General features: G+C 64.6%; 18 protein-coding genes and 4 tRNA genes. 15 read left to right on the forward strand and 7 right to left on the reverse strand.

Annotated features, from left to right (window positions below; genetic code table 11):
• Nucleotides 1-15: 15 nt before the first annotated feature.
• Entirely contained in the window at nt 16-1,272 is a 1,257-nt protein-coding gene (locus CXY80_RS16825; RefSeq protein ID WP_233195435.1) for a S9 family peptidase, read from the forward strand.
• A gap of 12 nt (nt 1,273-1,284) precedes the next feature.
• Here CXY80_RS16825 and CXY80_RS16830 read toward each other — a convergent pair whose 3' ends face one another.
• Both CXY80_RS16830 and CXY80_RS16835 read right to left on the reverse strand, forming a co-directional pair.
• Nucleotides 1,285-1,713 (reverse strand): SufE family protein, encoded by a 429-nt coding sequence (locus tag CXY80_RS16830; protein WP_092449135.1) that lies wholly within the window; start codon nt 1,711-1,713, stop codon nt 1,285-1,287.
• The gene (locus tag CXY80_RS16835; protein WP_092449134.1) at nt 1,710-2,621 is read right to left on the reverse strand and encodes a sulfurtransferase; all 912 of its coding nucleotides are present in this window, start codon (nt 2,619-2,621) and stop codon (nt 1,710-1,712) included. The genes CXY80_RS16830 and CXY80_RS16835 overlap by 4 nt, the downstream gene beginning before the upstream one ends.
• A gap of 159 nt (nt 2,622-2,780) precedes the next feature.
• Between CXY80_RS16835 and zapE the strand changes: the two genes are divergently transcribed.
• Together zapE and CXY80_RS16845 are read left to right on the forward strand one after the other, a co-directional pair.
• Complete coding sequence (gene zapE, locus CXY80_RS16840) at nt 2,781-3,833, forward strand: cell division protein ZapE (RefSeq protein WP_104133150.1); 1,053 nt, start codon at nt 2,781-2,783, stop codon at nt 3,831-3,833.
• Between the two features lie 177 nt (nt 3,834-4,010).
• Entirely contained in the window at nt 4,011-5,231 is a 1,221-nt protein-coding gene (locus CXY80_RS16845; protein ID WP_092449132.1) for an ammonium transporter, read from the forward strand.
• Between the two features lie 201 nt (nt 5,232-5,432).
• Here CXY80_RS16845 and CXY80_RS16850 read toward each other — a convergent pair whose 3' ends face one another.
• Nucleotides 5,433-6,614, reverse strand: a complete 1,182-nt coding sequence (locus tag CXY80_RS16850; protein ID WP_104133151.1) for a MarP family serine protease — start codon at nt 6,612-6,614, stop codon at nt 5,433-5,435.
• A 192-nt stretch (nt 6,615-6,806) separates the two neighbouring features.
• Here CXY80_RS16850 and CXY80_RS16855 point away from each other — a divergent pair, with 192 nt between their 5' ends.
• Entirely contained in the window at nt 6,807-7,538 is a 732-nt protein-coding gene (locus CXY80_RS16855; protein ID WP_104133152.1) for a YqjF family protein, read from the forward strand.
• Nucleotides 7,539-7,606: 68 nt separating this feature from the next.
• Complete coding sequence (locus tag CXY80_RS16860; RefSeq protein ID WP_104133153.1) at nt 7,607-8,176, forward strand: hypothetical protein; 570 nt, start codon at nt 7,607-7,609, stop codon at nt 8,174-8,176.
• A 13-nt stretch (nt 8,177-8,189) separates the two neighbouring features.
• Here the strand turns inward: CXY80_RS16860 and CXY80_RS16865 are convergent, their stop codons facing one another.
• Both CXY80_RS16865 and CXY80_RS16870 read right to left on the reverse strand, forming a co-directional pair.
• Complete coding sequence (locus CXY80_RS16865) at nt 8,190-8,843, reverse strand: SDR family oxidoreductase (RefSeq protein ID WP_092449128.1); 654 nt, start codon at nt 8,841-8,843, stop codon at nt 8,190-8,192.
• Between the two features lie 36 nt (nt 8,844-8,879).
• On the reverse strand, nt 8,880-9,593 hold the full coding sequence (locus CXY80_RS16870) for a M50 family metallopeptidase (RefSeq protein WP_092449127.1): 714 nt from the start codon (nt 9,591-9,593) through the stop codon (nt 8,880-8,882).
• Nucleotides 9,594-9,729: 136 nt separating this feature from the next.
• Between CXY80_RS16870 and CXY80_RS16875 the strand changes: the two genes are divergently transcribed.
• Nucleotides 9,730-9,945, forward strand: a complete 216-nt coding sequence (locus tag CXY80_RS16875; protein WP_092449126.1) for a three-helix bundle dimerization domain-containing protein — start codon at nt 9,730-9,732, stop codon at nt 9,943-9,945.
• A 69-nt stretch (nt 9,946-10,014) separates the two neighbouring features.
• On the opposite strand, the gene CXY80_RS16880 is transcribed toward CXY80_RS16875, so the two are convergent.
• Nucleotides 10,015-10,087, reverse strand: a tRNA-Val gene (locus CXY80_RS16880).
• Nucleotides 10,088-10,445: 358 nt separating this feature from the next.
• Here CXY80_RS16880 and CXY80_RS16885 point away from each other — a divergent pair.
• From CXY80_RS16885 to CXY80_RS16900, 4 genes are all read left to right on the forward strand, one after another.
• Nucleotides 10,446-10,517 (forward strand) — tRNA-Gly (locus CXY80_RS16885).
• Between the two features lie 60 nt (nt 10,518-10,577).
• Nucleotides 10,578-10,648: transfer RNA gene (locus CXY80_RS16890), tRNA-Cys, on the forward strand.
• A 60-nt stretch (nt 10,649-10,708) separates the two neighbouring features.
• Nucleotides 10,709-10,780, forward strand: a tRNA-Val gene (locus CXY80_RS16895).
• 150 nt (nt 10,781-10,930) lie between these two features.
• Nucleotides 10,931-11,125, forward strand: coding sequence for a DUF1918 domain-containing protein (locus tag CXY80_RS16900; RefSeq protein ID WP_104133154.1), 195 nt, complete (start codon nt 10,931-10,933; stop codon nt 11,123-11,125).
• A 106-nt stretch (nt 11,126-11,231) separates the two neighbouring features.
• Here CXY80_RS16900 and CXY80_RS16905 read toward each other — a convergent pair whose 3' ends face one another.
• Entirely contained in the window at nt 11,232-12,293 is a 1,062-nt protein-coding gene (locus tag CXY80_RS16905; RefSeq protein ID WP_104133155.1) for an Ig-like domain-containing protein, read from the reverse strand.
• Between the two features lie 225 nt (nt 12,294-12,518).
• Between CXY80_RS16905 and thrS the strand changes: the two genes are divergently transcribed.
• The 5 genes from thrS (at nt 12,519) to CXY80_RS16930 (ending at nt 17,423) form a co-directional block, all read left to right on the forward strand.
• Nucleotides 12,519-14,501 carry a threonine--tRNA ligase gene (thrS, locus tag CXY80_RS16910; RefSeq protein ID WP_233195443.1) on the forward strand — a complete coding sequence of 661 codons (1,983 nt, stop codon included), beginning with the start codon at nt 12,519-12,521 and terminating at the stop codon, nt 14,499-14,501.
• A gap of 25 nt (nt 14,502-14,526) precedes the next feature.
• Nucleotides 14,527-15,120, forward strand: coding sequence for an HIT domain-containing protein (locus tag CXY80_RS16915; protein ID WP_092449191.1), 594 nt, complete (start codon nt 14,527-14,529; stop codon nt 15,118-15,120).
• Nucleotides 15,121-15,223: 103 nt separating this feature from the next.
• Complete coding sequence (gene pdxS, locus CXY80_RS16920) at nt 15,224-16,126, forward strand: pyridoxal 5'-phosphate synthase lyase subunit PdxS (protein ID WP_104133157.1); 903 nt, start codon at nt 15,224-15,226, stop codon at nt 16,124-16,126.
• Nucleotides 16,127-16,152: 26 nt separating this feature from the next.
• Entirely contained in the window at nt 16,153-16,779 is a 627-nt protein-coding gene (gene pdxT, locus CXY80_RS16925; protein WP_092449121.1) for a pyridoxal 5'-phosphate synthase glutaminase subunit PdxT, read from the forward strand.
• A 74-nt stretch (nt 16,780-16,853) separates the two neighbouring features.
• The gene (locus CXY80_RS16930) at nt 16,854-17,423 is read left to right on the forward strand and encodes a DUF1697 domain-containing protein (protein WP_092449120.1); all 570 of its coding nucleotides are present in this window, start codon (nt 16,854-16,856) and stop codon (nt 17,421-17,423) included.
• Nucleotides 17,424-17,427: the final 4 nt, after the last annotated feature.

The raw sequence follows: 17,427 nt of genomic DNA on the forward strand, positions 1-17,427 counted from the left end.
TAGAGTTTTTTCTGGGTGTTGTCCGTGAGGCACGCCGACCAGTTGGAGGTGCGGGTGAACGAGGCACAGCCCCCAAACGGGCGCGCAGAGGCTGCGCAGCGGTCGATTCTGGGGCCGATCCTGGCCGTCACGGGCCTGGCCGTCGCCGGTGCGGCCGTCGTCGGTCTCGCCACCAGCGCCATTCTCGCCGCGGTCATGGCCAAAACCATCATCACACCCCCGGCCAAACGCGCGGATGACACGCGGGTGTTCGCGGTCGACCTCGGGCGCGGCCTGATCACCCTGCAACGGCACCGTGATTCGGTGCTCCCGGGCGACTACAGCTTTTTCTTTGGCAACGACACCGGCCACGCCCGCGTCGGCGCGATCACCGATCGAACGGCCGCCACCGTCACCCGGCGTATCCTCGCTGTGGACTACGGCGACCTCCAGGCCGCCCGGCGCGGCCGGTTCAGCGGCTGGCTCTACACCGGCCCCGACGATCTCGGCTTCCCCTGGCACAGTGTCGCCGTCCCGACCGCACTTGGCCCGGCCCCTGCCTGGCTCATTCCAGCGGATGCCGCAGCTGCGGGTGGTCGCTGGGTGATCCAGGTGCACGGCCGGGCGGTACGCCGGGAGGAGGCGCTGCGGGCGGTGCCCGTGTTTCGAGCGGCCGGCTACACGTCGCTGCTCGTCTCTTACCGCAACGATGGGGACGCCCCGGCCAGCCCCGACGGGCGCTACGGGCTGGGCGACACGGAGTGGGCCGACGTCGATGCGGCCATGAGCTTTGCCGCTGACCAGGGAGCGACCAGCGTCGTGCTGATGGGCTGGTCGATGGGGGGAGCGATCTGCCTGCAGGCCCTCACCCGCAGCGCACAGGCGCCGCTGATCGTCGGGGTGGTGCTGGAATCTCCCGTGATCGACTGGGCCGACGTCGTGGCCGCACAGGCCATCGATCGCCGGCTGCCGAGGCAGATCGCCCGCGGAGCAGTCGCGCTGATGGGGTCACGGCAGGGACAACGGCTGACCGGACTCGGAGCGCCGATCGACTTTGGGCGGCTCGACTTCGTGGCGCGCGCATGTGACCTGCACCGGCCCATTCTGCTGCTGCACAGCGACGATGACGGTTTCGTTCCGGTCACCGGGTCGCGCCGCCTCGCCGACCGGCGGCCCGACTCGGTGACCTTCGTGGCGTTCACCGAGGCGCGCCACACCAAATTGTGGAACTACGACCCCGGCCGTTGGGACGCCGAAATCGCCGGCTGGCTGGCGCGGTTAACGCAGCGTTAACCGCGCCGAGCGTCACGCAGCCACACGCTCCCGCAATTGACGTTTGGCCCGGCCGAGCATCGCGCTCATGCCGCGCAGGCGCAGCGGTGAGACGGCCTCACTGAGTCCGATCGACTGCGGGTAGTCATCGGGAACGGCCAGCACCTGCTCCACGCTCAGGCCGTCGAGACCCTGCGCGAGGATCGACGCGAAGCCGCGGGTGGTGGGTGACTCGCGGGGAGCCGTCGCGTGCAGGTGGAACAAACCATCGGCATCCACTTCAACGAAGATGAAGACCGGCGACTGGCATTCGACGACGCGTTCGAGCAGATCGGGGTGATCCTGAAACTTCTGCGGAAGTTCCGGAAGTTCGTTGGCGAACTCGAGCAGCAACAGCAGTCGGTCCTTCTGCTCGAGGGCGAGGAAATCCTCCCGAATCTCGGCCAGCAGGTCCGCGGTCATCGGCGAGGTGCCGGAGCCGGGGCGTCGCCCGGCTCGGTGCCGACGGCGATCGGCACGGCGACGGCGTTGCCCCACTCGGTCCAGGATCCGTCGTAATTGCGCACATTCTCGAAACCGAGCAGGTGGGTCAGCACAAACCAGGTGTGGCTGGAGCGTTCGCCGATGCGGCAATAGGCGATCACGTCGTCGCCGTCGGTCAGTCCGGCCTCATCCCGATAGATCGCGTCGAGTTCACTGCGCGAGCGAAAGGTCGAGTCGGTGTCTGCAGCGCGAGCCCACGGCACAGAGGCGGCCGAGGGAATGTGGCCGCCGCGCAGGGCACCCTCTTCCGGGTAGGCGGGCATCGTCGTGCGGGCTCCGCTGTATTCCTCGGGGGAGCGCACGTCGATGAGCGGCTGTCCGAAGTGGCCGAGTACGTCGTCTTTGAACGCCCGAATGGGAGCGTCGTCGCGTTCGACGACGGGGTAGTCGGTAGGGGTGACGTTCGAGGCGTCCGTGGTCATCTCGCGTTCCTCGGCGAGCCATTTCTCGCGGCCACCGTCAAGCAGGCGCACGTCGTCGTGACCGAACAGGGTGAAGACCCAGAGGGCGTAGGCGGCCCACCAGTTGCTCTTGTCCCCGTAGATGACGACGGTGCTGTCGCGGGCGATTCCCTTGCTCGACAGCAGGGCGGCAAAGGCGGCGCCGTCGATGTAGTCGCGGTTGACCTTGTCGTTGAGATCGGTGTGCCAGTCGATCTTGACCGAGCCTCGAATGTGGCCGACTTCGTAGAGCAGCACGTCTTCGTCGGACTCGACCACCACGAGACCGGCATCGCCCCGGTGTTGGGCCAGCCACTGCGTGGAAACCAGTTTCGAGGGGTGCGCGTAGGCGGCGAATTTCTCGGTCGTGTCGAACGGGGCAGACATGTAACCTCCAGGTGGGCAGCGGATGCATTCGCAAGTCGGGTTGACCGCGGATTAGGCTTATCGATGCCCACCAGTTAAACCTACGCGGTGCCGGCACACTGCGCATTTTGGTTACACCGCGCATTTCGCAGAACGAAGAACGAGAACGGGCGTTTCAGCATGGCACCAGAGGCCCACGAAAAGGCACAGCACACGGTTCCGCAACTCGCCGACCGCACGCCGACGATCACCGGTCGCGAAATCGTGGCCGAGCTGGTGCCGCCTCCCCAGTTTGAACACGCCTCGTTTGAGAACTACCGCCCCGACCATGACTATCCGTCGCAGATGTCCGCGGTCGAGAAACTCACCGAATTCGTTAACCCCCGCCCGGCCGGGTTCTTCTCCCGCCGCCGTCAGGCCAAGGAAGACCTGCCCGGCATCTACCTCGACGGCGGTTTCGGCGTCGGCAAGACCCACCTGCTCGCAGCGCTCTGGCATGCGGCGACCGGCCCCAAGTATTTCGGTACCTTCATCGAATACACCGCGCTGGTCGGTGCGCTCGGCTACCAGGAAACCATCAAGGAGCTGCGCAGCGCGAAGCTCATCTGCATCGACGAGTTCGAACTCGACGATCCGGGCGACACCATGGTGATGACCCGGTTGCTCGGCGAACTCGTCGCCACCGGCACCCGGGTAGCCGCCACGTCGAACACCCCGCCGAACTCGCTCGGCGAGGGCCGGTTCGCCGCGCAGGACTTTCTGCGGGAGATTTCCGCAATGAGCGCCAACTTCGAGACCCTGCGCATCGACGGGCTCGACTACCGTCGTCGCAACGTGTCCGGCCAGGCCGTCTCCGTCGAACCCGAAGCCCGCGAACACCTGGTGAATACCCTCCTTCAGCGCGGTTCGAAGGTAACCGAAGACGACTTCGGTGCCCTCATGCGCCACCTCGGCACCGTGCATCCCTCCAAGTACGTCAAGGTCATTCGCGACGTCGAGGTCATCGCCATACGCGGGGTGTACCTGCTGACCGATCAAACGGATGCCCTTCGCCTCGTGGCCTTCATCGACCGCGTCTACGACGCTGAAATTCCCATCGTCGCGAGCGGGCGCCCACTCAACGAGGTGTTCGACGACGAAATGATGGCGGGCGGCTACCGCAAGAAATACCAGCGCTCCCAGTCGCGTATGGTCGCCCTCACCACCGGTGAGCTACCGCCGCACACCGATTAGCGCACATTCACCGCGCACGACGCACGAAACGTGGCGTTAACAATTCACTCAGGCTCGTAACCGGCACGAAACACGTCGGAACGTTTGTTGTAACGGCCACCTCAGATACTTGACTCGTATCCGAGGTGGCTCACTTCGCGTTACACCCTGCACATTCGAAACGCGTGAGGACAATCTATGGATACCGGAAGCATTGCATGGGGGCTGACAGCCACCGCACTGGTGTTGTTTATGACACCGGGTGTCGCCTTCTTCTACGGCGGACTGGTCAAGGCCAAGAGCGTCATCAGCATGATGATGATGAGCTTCGGCGCATTGGGTCTCATCAGCGTCCTCTGGATCCTCTATGGCTTCAACATGAGCGCTGTCGGCAGCCCCACTCAATTCGCCGGAAACCCGTTCTCGGACTTCGGCCTGGGCCAGCTCGCCATGGGCGAGACCGGCAGCATCGATCTGCTCGGTGCCACCTACGGTGCCACCTTCGCCATCATCACCGTTGCCCTGATCAGTGGCGCGGTCGCCGACCGGGCCAAGTTCGGGTCCTGGATGATCTTCGCCGGTGTCTGGGCGACCCTCGTCTACTTCCCTGTCGCGGCCTGGGTCTGGGGCGGTGGCTGGATCATGAAACTGGGTGAGACGCTGAGCCTCCCGGGCGTCATCGACTACGCCGGCGGCACCGCGGTGCACATCAACGCCGGTGCAGCTGCTCTCGCCCTCGCGCTGGTTCTCGGCAAGCGGGTCGGCTTTCAGAAGGGCATCACCAAGCCGCACAACGTGCCGCTCGTGCTCATCGGTGCCTCCATTCTCTGGTTCGGCTGGTTCGGCTTCAACGCCGGCGCCGAATGGCTCAACGGCCTCGCCAACGTTGGCATCATTGTCGTCAACACCCTCGGTGCCACCGCAGCGGCCATCCTCGCCTGGATGCTGGTCGAGAAGTTCAAGGACGGCAAGGCCACCTCGGTCGGTGCAGCATCCGGTGCCGTTGCCGGACTTGTCGCCATCACCCCGGCCTGCGCCAACCTCGAGCCCGGCTGGGCGCTGCTGCTGGGTGCCGTCGCCGGTGCCGTCTGCGCCCTCGCCATCGAACTCAAGTTCAAGCTCGGCTTCGACGACTCGCTCGACGTGGTCGGCATCCACCTCGTCGGCGGCATCATCGGCACCCTGTACCTCGGCTTCTTCGCCATCGGTACCGGCCTGTTCACCGGTGGCGACCTCGGTCAGTTCGCCGTGCAGGCTATCGCGGCCTTCTCGGTCCTCGTCTACTCCTTCGTCATCGCGTACCTGCTTGGTCTCGCGATCGAGAAGACCATCGGTTTCCGCATCAAGAACGAAGATGAACTGGCCGGAATCGACACCAGCGTCCATGGTGAGGAGGGCTACGCCCTCGAGCGTGTCTAGGCTTTGAACAGTCCCGACTGGTCGGGTAACGGGCGGTACGGAAGCGGGATCATCCGCTTCGGTACCGCCTTTCTGCGTACCCGCCCACGGTGCCGCCGGTGAACGGATGCGGCGGGTGAACGGATGCCGCGGGCTCACCGAACTGCGGCGAATGGATACCGCGGGTACTGCCGCAACTGCGGGTGAGCGGATGCCGCTGACTCAGCCGCGAACGCAGGTGCCGGACGAGACCGGGGCGTTCCGGCCCGGTGCCTCGTTGATGACCGGCTGAACCTCATCGAGCGCGAGCGCGTAGCCGACATTGTCGGTGTTGGACGCCTTGGCAAAGATGACGCCCACGACGAGGCCGGACTCGCTCAGCAGCGGACCGCCCGACTCGCCCTGCTGCACGTCGGACGCCACGGTGTACACTTGGCGCGGCGTCGGGTCCTGGCCGTAGATGTCGGCGACGCTGATGGTGCCGAGCGAGATAACCTGGGCCGGGTCGGAGACGTACGGGCCGCCGAAGGGGTACCCGTCGGCGACCGCGCCACTGCCCGCGGAAAGATCGGCGCCGACAGTGAGTGGGGCTGCGCCGAGTCCAGGCACCGAAATGACGGCGAGGTCATCGACCGGGTCGAAGTAGACGATTTCCCCGGCCAAAGCCTCACCGGACGGCGTCTCAATCACGGGCTGGTTCACCCCGGCCACGACGTGGGCGTTGGTGATGACGCGGCCGTCGGACACCACGAATCCGCTGCCCGACTGGCTCTGGCCACAGGCGTAGGCCGTTCCGGTGATGCGTACGACGGACTGCGCGGCCACGGCCAGGGCCGGGCTGCTGGTGTCGGCCTGGGCAGCATCCGGTGTCGGGCCGGTGAAGGCGTCGACGATGCGCGGCAGACCTTGGGACACCGCAACGGAGCGAAGTTGCGCGAGGAGGGCCTTGACCCGGTCAGGGGTCGCCGAGTCGATGCGGGACACCACGGTAGATTCAGCGATGGCGGGGGAGAGGAATGGTATGCCCAGGGCACCGATGCTAAACGCGACCATCGACGCCACGAGCGCCGAGGCGACCGCAGCGAAGGCTGCACCGAGTACGCGGTTGATCGTACCGAGCGGGGAACGCTTCGATTTGCGGCCGACCATGCTGCCGGCGGAAGCACCGACCGAGTGTCCAATGAGTACGAGCAGAACGGCCACGGCGATCGTGCCGGGGGTGCGCCATTCCGGCGCGGGAATCCAGCCGCCGACCAGCGGTACCACGAAGAAGGCGGCGAATCCACCGGCGACCGCGCCGATTATGCCGGTCAGGCTGCGCAACAGACCGCTGCGGTAGCCGTTGACGAGGGCGACGACCAACAACAGAATGAGCAAGAGGTCGAGCGCGGTTGAGCCTGGCATTCGTCTCCCTTAGTTGATGCTGCACGTGTTGTTTGGTCACGATCTCGTATTGTTCATGGTTACACAGGCCTCCTTCGCGATTGCTGAGCGCAGCCGGCGCCCCGCGTGCTTTCCCGGCCGATCAACAGGCGCGGGGCACGCCAAACTGAAGTATCGTGAACCGACTACCGACGTCGGCCCGAAAGGACAGCGGTGACTCCAGCAGAGTCCTTGCCCATCTCCACGATCGCACCGCCCCTGGCCGGGCGGGCCGTGGCCAGCCAGCGCTGGTCGCACCTGGTGTTTCTGCATTGGCGAGTGGATGCTGCGCTGATCGCGCCGCTCCTGCCCAGCGGCCTGGTTCCCGATGAGCATGACGGATCGAGCTGGGTGGGCCTGATCCCGTTCGTCCTCGATCGCGCGACCGTTCTCGGGAGCCCGCCGATTCCGTACTTCGGCACCTTTGTCGAGGTAAACGTGCGCCTCTACGCCGTTGACGCCCGGGGGCGTCGCGGCGTTGTGTTCGTATCGCTGGAGGCCAGCCGCCTCGCTGCCGTGCTCGCGGCGCGTGCGCTGTTCTCGCTGCCCTACATCTGGTCGCGCACGCGGCTCTCGGTTGATTCCGAACAGTACCGGTACACCGCGACGCGCCACCGCGACCGGACCGCGCACACCGAGGTGGTGGCTCGGCCGGGTTCAGTCGCCGTGTTGGATGACCCGTTGGCCGATTTTTTGACCGCGCGCTGGGCCCTGTTCACAAGCATCCGTGGTCGCATCGTGCACCTGCGCAACCATCATGAGCCGTGGCCGTTATACCGTGCCGAGCTCCTGAGTATTGACGACACCCTGCTGGCCGCAGCCGGTTTCCCCGGTCTGGCCGATCGCGCTCCCGACTCTGTGCTCTACTCGCCCGGCGTGACGACCTGGTTCGGACGGGGCAACTGACCGGGTGGGCGTACTCAGAGAGTTCTGAAAAAATGTTCTGATCGACCACGATACTGAAGGAGTTCACCATGGGATTTCTTGATTTTCTGCTCGGCCGCAAGGAGCAGGCACCCACCGACGATCGGCCAGTGCGGTCGAATAGCGCTCCGGTCCGCAGTGAGGATGAGATCGCCGTCGAGCGCTACCAGTACCTGCTGCGCACCGCACCGCCCGAGACCATCGAGAAGGTGCACACCGAGGCGTTCTCCAAATTGACCGAGGAACAGCGCGATATTCTCTTTCGCCAGCTCACCGAGAACCTCGAACCGAGTGAGCGTCCAGCGGATGCCGCACCGGCCCACCTGGCCCAGGCGGCGACCCGGGCCGAGCTCCGCGAGCCGGGCACGCTCACCCGTACCTTCGGAAACCAGAACGGCATGGGCTTTGGCAGCATGGTCGGCGGATCACTGCTCGGTACGGTCGCCGGTTTCGTCATCGGATCGGCGCTGGTCAGCTCCTTCATGCCGATGGACGGTGGCGGCACAGATGCCGGTGCCGACGCGAACAGCGAGACCAACGCCGATTCGGGCCGCGACTCCGGTGGAGACGCTGGAGGAGATTTCGGCGGCGGCGACTTCGGTGGAGACTTCGGGTTCTGATTTCCCAGGGCCGCTAGTGGACGGCGGCGATGGCCTCACCAACGGGAACGTCGCCGTCGGTGAACTCAATGAACTTGCCGATGCTGTTGTCGCTCGCGAGCACGGCTGCGGCGACGAGCGCGACGTTCTCGCGTGAGGTGTCGCCGCCCGTGCCGTCGGACCCCACCATGATGGAACCGCTCGCGGCGTCGAGGGTCAGCGCGCTCGGTCCGAGGATGGTCCAGTTCAGTGAGGTTGCTCGCAGGTAGTCGTCGGCTGCCGCCTTGGCCTCGTAGTAGGCGAACATGCCGTCGTCGGGGGAGGCACCGTGGTTGGCGCGCGATCCCTTATAGGAGACCATCACGTAACGGTAGATGCCGGCCCGCGCTGCGGCGACCATTGAGCGGATGGCCGCATCTCGGTCGACCGCATAGGTGCGCTCAGCGCTTCCCCCGCCGGCCCCTGCGGACCACACGATGGCGTCGTGGCCGGCCAGGAGGGTCGTGAGCTGATCGGTGGACAGATTCTCGACATCCGCTTGCAAGGGGGTTGCGCCGGTCGCCGAAACGTCGGCGGCATGCTCGGGGTTGCGGATGAGGGAGCTGACCTCGTGGCCGGCAGTCGTGAGCAGACGGGCCAGGTGGAGGGCAACTTTTCCGTGCCCGCCGATGATTGCAATATTTGTCATGTGATTAAGCCTGTCACGATTGGCTGCCCGCAGCGCTCAGGGTTGAAGAAAACCCAGCAGTATCGCGGCGAGCGTAACGCAGCCCAGTTGGACGCCGAGAAAGACGGCCACCCAGAACAGCCCTGGAATGTGGGTGAGCCGAGCCAGCTGGTCGGCGTCAGACGATGTCCCGGCCCTGCGCGACCGGGACTGTTGCAGCTCGAGGGACGTGCGCAGCGCACCGAGCAGGAGAAATGCCGTGACCAGTAGGGCGAACACGCCCTGTACCTGCGGCGTGCCGAACCAAGAGACACCGAAGACGATGGCACCCGTGACGGCGACTGACCAGAGCCCGAACCAGTTGCGAATCTGCACGAGCAGTAGCGCGAGCGCCGCGAGCAACGCCCAGAGCAATCCCAGGTCGTACCCCCGGCTGAGTAGCCAGGCAGCGCCAAGGCCGAGCAGCGCGGGGGCGGGGTAACCGGCCAACAGGGTGAAGATCATGCCCGGCCCGCTCGGGCGACCGCGGCTCACGGTGAGTCCTGAGGTGTCCGAATGCAAGCGGATGCCGCCCAGCCGCCGCCCACAGACCACCGCGACGACTCCGTGGCCGCCCTCGTGCACGATGGTGATGGCGTGCCGGGCCAGGCGCCATACCGGCGGAAAAAACACGATAGCCGCGGCCGCCGCCACGGTCAGCCACGCGGTGAGGGGGGCGAGCGCGGCGTGCGGAGTCGTCATGCGCTGCCAGATGTCGAGGAGCAGGTCCATGCGTCTCAGACTAGGTGTCTGCCGAGCAGCCCTGGATAGCTGGGGCGGCGAGTAAATGCCACCGTGCGACGGCGTGCTTCGGGAGGAACACGCACAGGGGGTGCGTAAGCGAGATGGGCCGCTGGACACTGGTTCCATGGAGAAACGCACGGAACGGCAGAATATCCACGAAATTATCGAGCGGCTGACGGCGCAGTTTTTGCTGGTTGCGCGATCGCGAGTTGACCAAGCCGTTGAACTCGAATACGTGAAATTGAACGGCAGGCCGGTTCGTCAGTACGGTTCCAATCTGGTCGAGCACGCTGCGAAGGCCCGCCTCGCCCAGGTCGCCGTGGTCAACGTCGCTGCCTGAGGACGGCGTGAATCAGGCGACTTAACCACGAAAAGCCTCGATTTCTCGGGGCTTTTCGTGTATTCGCGGTGGGCGATGCGGGACTTGAACCCACGACCTCTTCCGTGTGAAGGAAGCGCGCTACCAGCTGCGCCAATCGCCCAATTGCACTCACACCACAAACCAAAGTTGCTGGTGCGACTTTTGATACTAGCCCAGACTGGCGGGTCGCCGCACATCGACGCCGCTCGCGGTGTGGCGCGGGCCACCCCCGCACCAGCTCGACGGCACAGCCACGTTGCGCGGGAGCTTCGCCGCTGCGCGGGAGACGGCGGAACTGGCGCAGGTCCAGCGCAGCGTGTTGCGCGAGTGTTGTGGCCAGGGCGCTTACTCCTGGCGCAACTCCCGCGCCGCCCGCACCCCACCCACGCCACCCCGCGCAACACGCCGTAAAAGCCTCGGTTTGGTTTCCGTCTGGCTATTCAGCTAGAGTCTCTGAGTACGCAGAAATGCGAACAGTTGCGGATGTGGCGCAGTGGTAGCGCATCACCTTGCCAAGGTGAGGGTCGCGAGTTCGAATCTCGTCATCCGCTCGAATGAACTGGAATCGCACCTTTGGGTGCGGTTCCAATTCGTTTGGTATGAACCCAACTGGTGGATTGGCCGAGAGGCGAGGCAGCGGCCTGCAAAGCCGTTAACACGGGTTCGAATCCCGTATCCACCTCAATTCCTGGTGCATTCGCCGAGAACTGTATTGCAGAGACACCGTAATTCCCAGAATCTTGGGCGATTGGCGCAGCGGTAGCGCGCTTCCCTGACACGGAAGAGGTCACTGGTTCGATCCCAGTATCGCCCACACAGCGTTTGAAGAAACACGAAAACCCCGGTCAAACGGGGTTTTTTTGTACGCAAAACCGGCCGTGCACTATCTGGGCAACACGCCGGCTGGTGTGCCCTTGTGCAGCATCCACTGCCCGCGTAGTTTTGCGCGCAGGAGGTGAGTGCAATGCGCGCCACAGAGGGAGATCGGATTGTCATTCGCGGCAAAACGGTGGAACGGCCGGACCGTCGCGGCGAGATACTTGAGGTTCGCAGGATCGACGGCGGGCCGCCGTACCTCGTATTGTTCGACGACCGGCACGAGAGCATCGTGTATCCCGGTGCCGACTTCGTGATCGAACGTTCGTCGGAGTCGGTTTAGGTCAGCGCCTGATTTGCGCGTCGGCCAACCCGCGAAAGCGGATGCCGCGCCCAGGTCGCCGGGAGAGGGTGAGAGTTCAGCGACGCTGAACTCTCACCCTCTCCCGTTACCGAATAACCCGCACCAATCGCGGCAGGGTCAACGCCGGAGCGTACTTCGTCGTACCCAGGTAGCGGGCCACGAGCGCGTGCGTGCCCACCTTCAATGACGTGTAATTGAACGTGGCTGAACCCTTCGAAAGCGCTACGGGCTGGCCGACCTTGGTCGCCACGTCATAGAACTGCACGAACCCGGTCACCGTTCCGGCCGCTGACGTGAATGTCGCTGTGGCCGAGACGGGCGTTCCCACGTGCACATCACCCCGGGGCATGACGGTCAGCGTTCGACTTACCCTGGCCGGCTTCGCCACGACCGTGACAACCACTGTTGGTGAGGTCGATGGGTTATAGAAGACGGCGAAACTCTCCGCCGTGATGCGGTGCACCCGCACGGACAACCTCGTCGTCGTGATCGTCGAATGCCACTCGCCGAATACCTGGTCGCCGACCAGCGGTCGGCCATTGTCGAAGAAGGCGATCTCTTCGCTGGAACGATCACCGTCCAGGGCGCGGCCCTGACTGTCCGTGACGTCTGCGGTGAAGGTGATGCGCTGGCCGGCCGTGATGGTGCCGGACGGCGCCGCGGTCAGGGTCGTTTTGGTGTCGGGTCCGGTCGGCACGAAGTAGTTAAAGGTTTTCGATGCCGGGGAAAAGTTTCTATCCCCGAGATAGTCCACTCGAAACTGGCGCGTACCGGCCTTGCTGGGGTAGGCATCGGAGAAGAAGATGCCGGCCGTGTCGCTCGGCAGGAGCGCGGGTGTCTCGGTGCGGTTACCGGGCTCAATCGACACGACGCGCACACTTCCCGTCGGAACGGCGGTGGCGGGGGCAACGGCCGAGATCTCGCCGTAAACGGATGCCGCCTGGCCGGCAAAGTAGAAGTCAAAGGTGCCAGCCTCAATGCTGACCGTACCCCGCCCCGGGGAAAGGGCCGGGGCATCCGTTGCTGCCGATGCGGCGGGTGCGACGATCAGGGCACCGAGCACGGACGCAATCACCAGTGCCGACAGGCGCCAGGAACGCTTCGCGCCGCTGCGGGCCGCTGGGGTTGGGTGAGGTAATATTGTCATGGCACGTTTCTTTGCGGTCGGTGGTGCTCGGACCCTTAAATCACGGACAAAGTACTCCCATATCGGCTCGGTTTGTAGGGCGTGCGAGCGCTATCGCGGTCTCTCAGTCGCTCAACCGACGATCAGCCCGGCGCACGCCGCTAAAGTTGATGGGTAGGCAAACAACAGGGAGTAATACACGTGGCTGACGGCTTTGCGCTTTTCACCGACCGATCCGTTGTCGCAATGCGCGTCAACGGTGAGTTGAAAGATCTGGCGGCCACCGTGTTGCCGACGGATGCTGTCGAACCGGTCACCATAGATTCTCCCGATGGCCTGAATATTCTGCGCCACTCGGCCACCCACGTGCTGGCCCAGGCCGTGCAGACCGTCAACCCGGCCGCCCTCCTCGGCATCGGCCCATTCGTCACCGACGGCTTCTACTACGACTTCGATGTGGCCGACCCGTTCACCCCCGAGGACATCAAATCGCTCGAAAAGGCGATGGACCGCATCATCCGCCAGGGCCAGCGGTTTGTGCGTCGCGTCGTCACCCACGACGAAGCCCGCGCCGAACTGGCCGCCGAACCCTACAAGCTCGAACTCATCGGCATCAAGGGCGGTCCCGGTGAGGGCGACGCTGTCGCCAACAACAGCCCGACCGCCGACGACGAGTCGGTCGAGGTCGGCGGCGCCGAGCTGACCATCTATGACAACGTCGACCCTAAGTCCGGGGAAACGGTCTGGAAGGACCTCTGCCGCGGCCCACACCTGCCCAACACCCGCATGATCGGCAACGGCTACTCACTCACCCGCCTGGCCGCCGCCTACTGGCGCGGCTCAGAGAAGAACCCGCAGCTGCAACGCATCTACGGCACCGCTTGGCCCACCAAGGACGAACTGCGCGCCTACCAGGCCCGTCAGGAAGAGGCGGCCAAGCGCGATCACCGCAAGCTCGGTGCCGAACTCGACCTGTTCAGCTTCCCGGAGGAGATCGGCTCCGGCCTGGCCGTGTTCCATCCCAAGGGCGGGATCATTCGGCAGGAGATGGAGAGCTACTCCCGCAAACGCCACGCCGAGGCTGGCTACGATTTCGTCTATTCACCGCACATCACCAAGTCGACCCTGTTCGAAACCTCCGGCCACCTCGACTGGTACCGCGAAGGCATGTTTCCCCCGATGCACCTCGACGAGGAACGTGACGACACCGGTCACGTCACCCGCCAGGGCGTCGACTATTACCTCAAGCCGATGAACTGCCCGTTCCACAACCTCATCTTCAAGTCCAGTGGCCGCAGCTACCGTGACCTACCGATGCGCTTGTTCGAATTCGGATCGGTCTACCGGTACGAGAAGTCCGGCGTGCTCAACGGCCTTACCCGCGTTCGCGGCATGACCCAGGACGACGCCCACATCTACACCACCAAGGAAGGCATGAAGGAGGAGCTCACCAGCACCCTCAACTTCGTGCTGCAGCTGCTCGCCGACTACGGACTCGAGGACTACTACCTCGAACTCTCCACCAAAGACCCAAAAAAGTTCGTCGGCAGCGACGAAGCCTGGGACGAAGCCACCGAGACGCTCCGCGAGGTCGCCGAAGCCTCCGGTCTCGATCTGGTCGCCGACCCGGGTGGAGCGGCCTTCTACGGCCCCAAGATCTCGGTGCAGGCCAAGGACGCCATCGGGCGAACCTGGCAGATGTCGACCATTCAGCTCGACTTCAACCTGCCCGAACGGTTCGACCTCGAATACACCGCGAATGACGGCAGCCGCCAGCGCCCGGTCATGATTCACCGCGCCCTGTTTGGCTCGATCGAGCGCTTCTTTGCCGTGCTCACCGAGCACTACGCCGGGGCGTTCCCGGTCTGGCTGGCCCCGGTGCAGGTTGTCGGTATTCCCGTCTCCGAGCAGTACGGCCCCTTCCTCGACGACGTGATCGCCACCTTGAAGAAGGCCGGCGTGCGCGCCGAAGTCGACCATTCTGACGATCGCATGCAGAAGAAGATCCGCACTCACACCAAGGCCAAGGTGCCGTACCAGCTCATCGTGGGCGAAGATGACCAGGCCAACGGCGCGGTGAGCTTTCGCTTTCGCGATGGGACGCAGCAGAATGGGGTGCCGGTAGACGAGGCCGTGCGCATCATCGTGGAGTCGATCGAGAACCGTGCGCAGGTGACTACGACTCCGGTCGCCCCGGTCGCCCCCGCTGTGGCCGAAGTGCAGGCATAGCGTGTCGGCGATTCCGGCCGATCGGCTGCGCGGTTCCGACGCGCTCGGCGCGGGTGCCAACGAAACCGATGCAGAATTCGCGGGTGTTCCGGATGCCTTCCAACGGCTCTGGACGCCGCACCGGATGGTCTACATCCAGGACGGGCAGCAGCCGCACCCCGACGACTGCCCGTTCTGCATCGCGCCGACCCTGGACGACGAGAAGGCGCTGATCGTGGCGCGCGGCACCCATGCCTACGTGCTGCTCAACCTTTTTCCGTACAACAGCGGCCACCTGCTGGTCTGTCCGTATCGGCACGTCGCCACCTACGACCAGGCCACTCCGGAGGAGATCGCCGAAATCGGCGAGTTCACCCAGATCGCCATGCGGGTGCTCACCCAGGTGTCGAACTGTGACGGCTTCAACATCGGTATGAATCAGGGACGTATCGCCGGGGCCGGCATCGCCGAGCACCTGCACCAGCACATCGTGCCGCGCTGGGCCTTAGACTCGAATTTTTTTCCGATCATCGCCGGCACCAAGGCCATCCCGCGCCTGCTCGGCGAAGTTCGGCGCGAAATTGCCGACGGCTGGCCGGGCGCGTTGACTCCCTCGGCCGCCACGGCAGCTTCCCTCTAGTTTTGCTCTAGGCCGGGCAGCGTGCTGGCACGCCCCGGTCATCCGTTCGACCGACACCAGCCGCCGACCAGACCACCACCGCGCAAGGAATATAATCGTAGCTATGACTCAATCAAACTCTGCCGAACAAGTTGGCTCGAGCCGCGTCAAGCGGGGACTCGCCGAAATGCTCAAGGGCGGCGTCATCATGGACGTCGTCACCGCTGCCCAGGCTCGCATTGCTGAAGACGCCGGCGCTGTAGCCGTCATGGCGCTCGAACGCGTTCCCGCCGATATCCGCTCGCAGGGTGGAGTTGCCCGTATGAGCGACCCTGACCTGATCGACAGCATCATTGGCGAGGTCAACATCCCGGTCATGGCGAAGACCCGCATCGGCCACTTCGTTGAGGCGCAGATTCTTGAGGTGCTCGGCGTCGACTACATCGACGAGTCCGAAGTGCTCAGCCCGGCCGACTACGTCAACCACATCGACAAGTGGAACTTCACCATTCCCTTCGTTTGTGGTGCCACCAATCTCGGTGAGGCACTCCGCCGCATCAACGAGGGTGCGGCCATGATTCGCTCCAAGGGCGAAGCCGGCACCGGCGACGTCTCCGAGGCCACCAAGCACATTCGCACCATTAACGGAGAAATTCGTCGTCTCGGTTCGCTGAGCAAGGAAGAGCTGTACGTTGCCGCCAAGGAGCTGGCGGCGCCGTACGAACTGGTGGCTGAGATCGCCGCAACCGGAAAGCTGCCCGTTGTTCTCTTCACTGCAGGAGGTGTGGCCACCCCGGCCGACGCCGCCATGATGATGCAGCTCGGTGCTGACGGCGTGTTCGTTGGCTCCGGCGTCTTCAAGTCGGGCAACCCCGAACAGCGTGCCGCCGCCATCGTGAAGGCTGTCACTTTCTACGACGACGCCAAGGTCATCGCTGAGGTCTCCCGCGGTCTCGGTGAGGCCATGGTCGGCATCAACGTGTCGGACATCCCCGCACCGCACCGCCTCGCTACGCGCGGCTGGTAGCCCGACCGTTCGTGACGATTCTCTCGATGGGCACCCGACCGGCAGAGGCCGCTGTACCGGCAGGTCTGCGGGTCGGGGTGCTCGCCCTGCAGGGCGACTTTCGTGAGCACGCGCAGGTATTGCGCGCGCTCGGCGCGAACGTCGCCCTGGTGCGCCGTTCGGAAGAATTGCTCCAGGTCGACGGTCTGGTCATTCCGGGCGGCGAATCGAGCGTCATGGACAAGCTCGCCCGTACCTTCGGCCTCGCCGAACCGCTCCGCGCAGCCATCCGCGGCGGGCTGCCGGTCTATGGAACCTGCGCGGGGCTGATCATGCTCGCCGACACGATTCTCGGTGGCATGAACGGCCAGCAGAGCCTCGGCGGACTCGACATCGCCGTGCGCCGCAACGCCTTCGGTTCGCAGACCGCTTCCTTCGAGACCGACCTGGACATTCCGGCGCTCGGCGAGAAGCCCGTGCACGCGGTGTTCATTCGGGCGCCGATCGTGGAGACCGTCGGGCATCGGGCGACCGCACTGGCCACCCTCGCCGACGGCCGCTGCGTCGCCGTGGAACAAGGCAACCTGCTCGGCACCTCTTTTCATCCGGAAATCACCGGCGAATACCGTTTTCACCAGTATTTCCTGCAGAAATTGGTCGCCGCCGCCCGCTGATGCCAGGCCCAATTGTGCCGCGCGCGCGAGTGTGGCTAGGGTTCAGACATGACTCAGACAACCGGTGGTCAACGATGACCCGATATGTAGCACTGCTCCGTGGCATCAACGTCAACGGCATCACCATCGCAATGAGCGATCTCGCCGACACATTTCGCGAACTCGGCTTCACCGACGTCAAAACGGTGTTGGCGAGCGGCAATGTAATCTTCAGCATCGACAGTCCGCTCGTCGACACTCCGCTGATTAACAAAGTGGATGCCGCAGCCCTCAAGGCGCGCATCGAAGCCGCCCTGACGGCTCGCTTCGAGTACGAAGCATGGATCGTGCTCGTCGACGCCGAATCGCTCGACCGCATCGTGCGCTCGTACCCGTTCGACGCCGACCGCGACGGCTGGCACCCCTATGTCATGTTCTCCTCCGACCCCGGCCACCTCAGTGAGCTGGCCGGACACGCCAAGGAACTCGATGCCACCGACGAACGCATCGAACTCGGCCACGGCGTGCTGTACTGGGAGGTGCGCAAAGCCGTCGGCATCAAGAGTGCCTTCAGTAAGAAGAGCGCCAAGCTCAAGTACCGCGACACCACCACCACCCGCAACCTGCACACGCTGCACAAGCTGCTGGAAGTCACACCGGGATAGACTG

It is taken from the genome of Cryobacterium sp. M91 (genome assembly GCF_002929615.1).
GTDB lineage: Bacteria > Actinomycetota > Actinomycetes > Actinomycetales > Microbacteriaceae > Cryobacterium > Cryobacterium levicorallinum.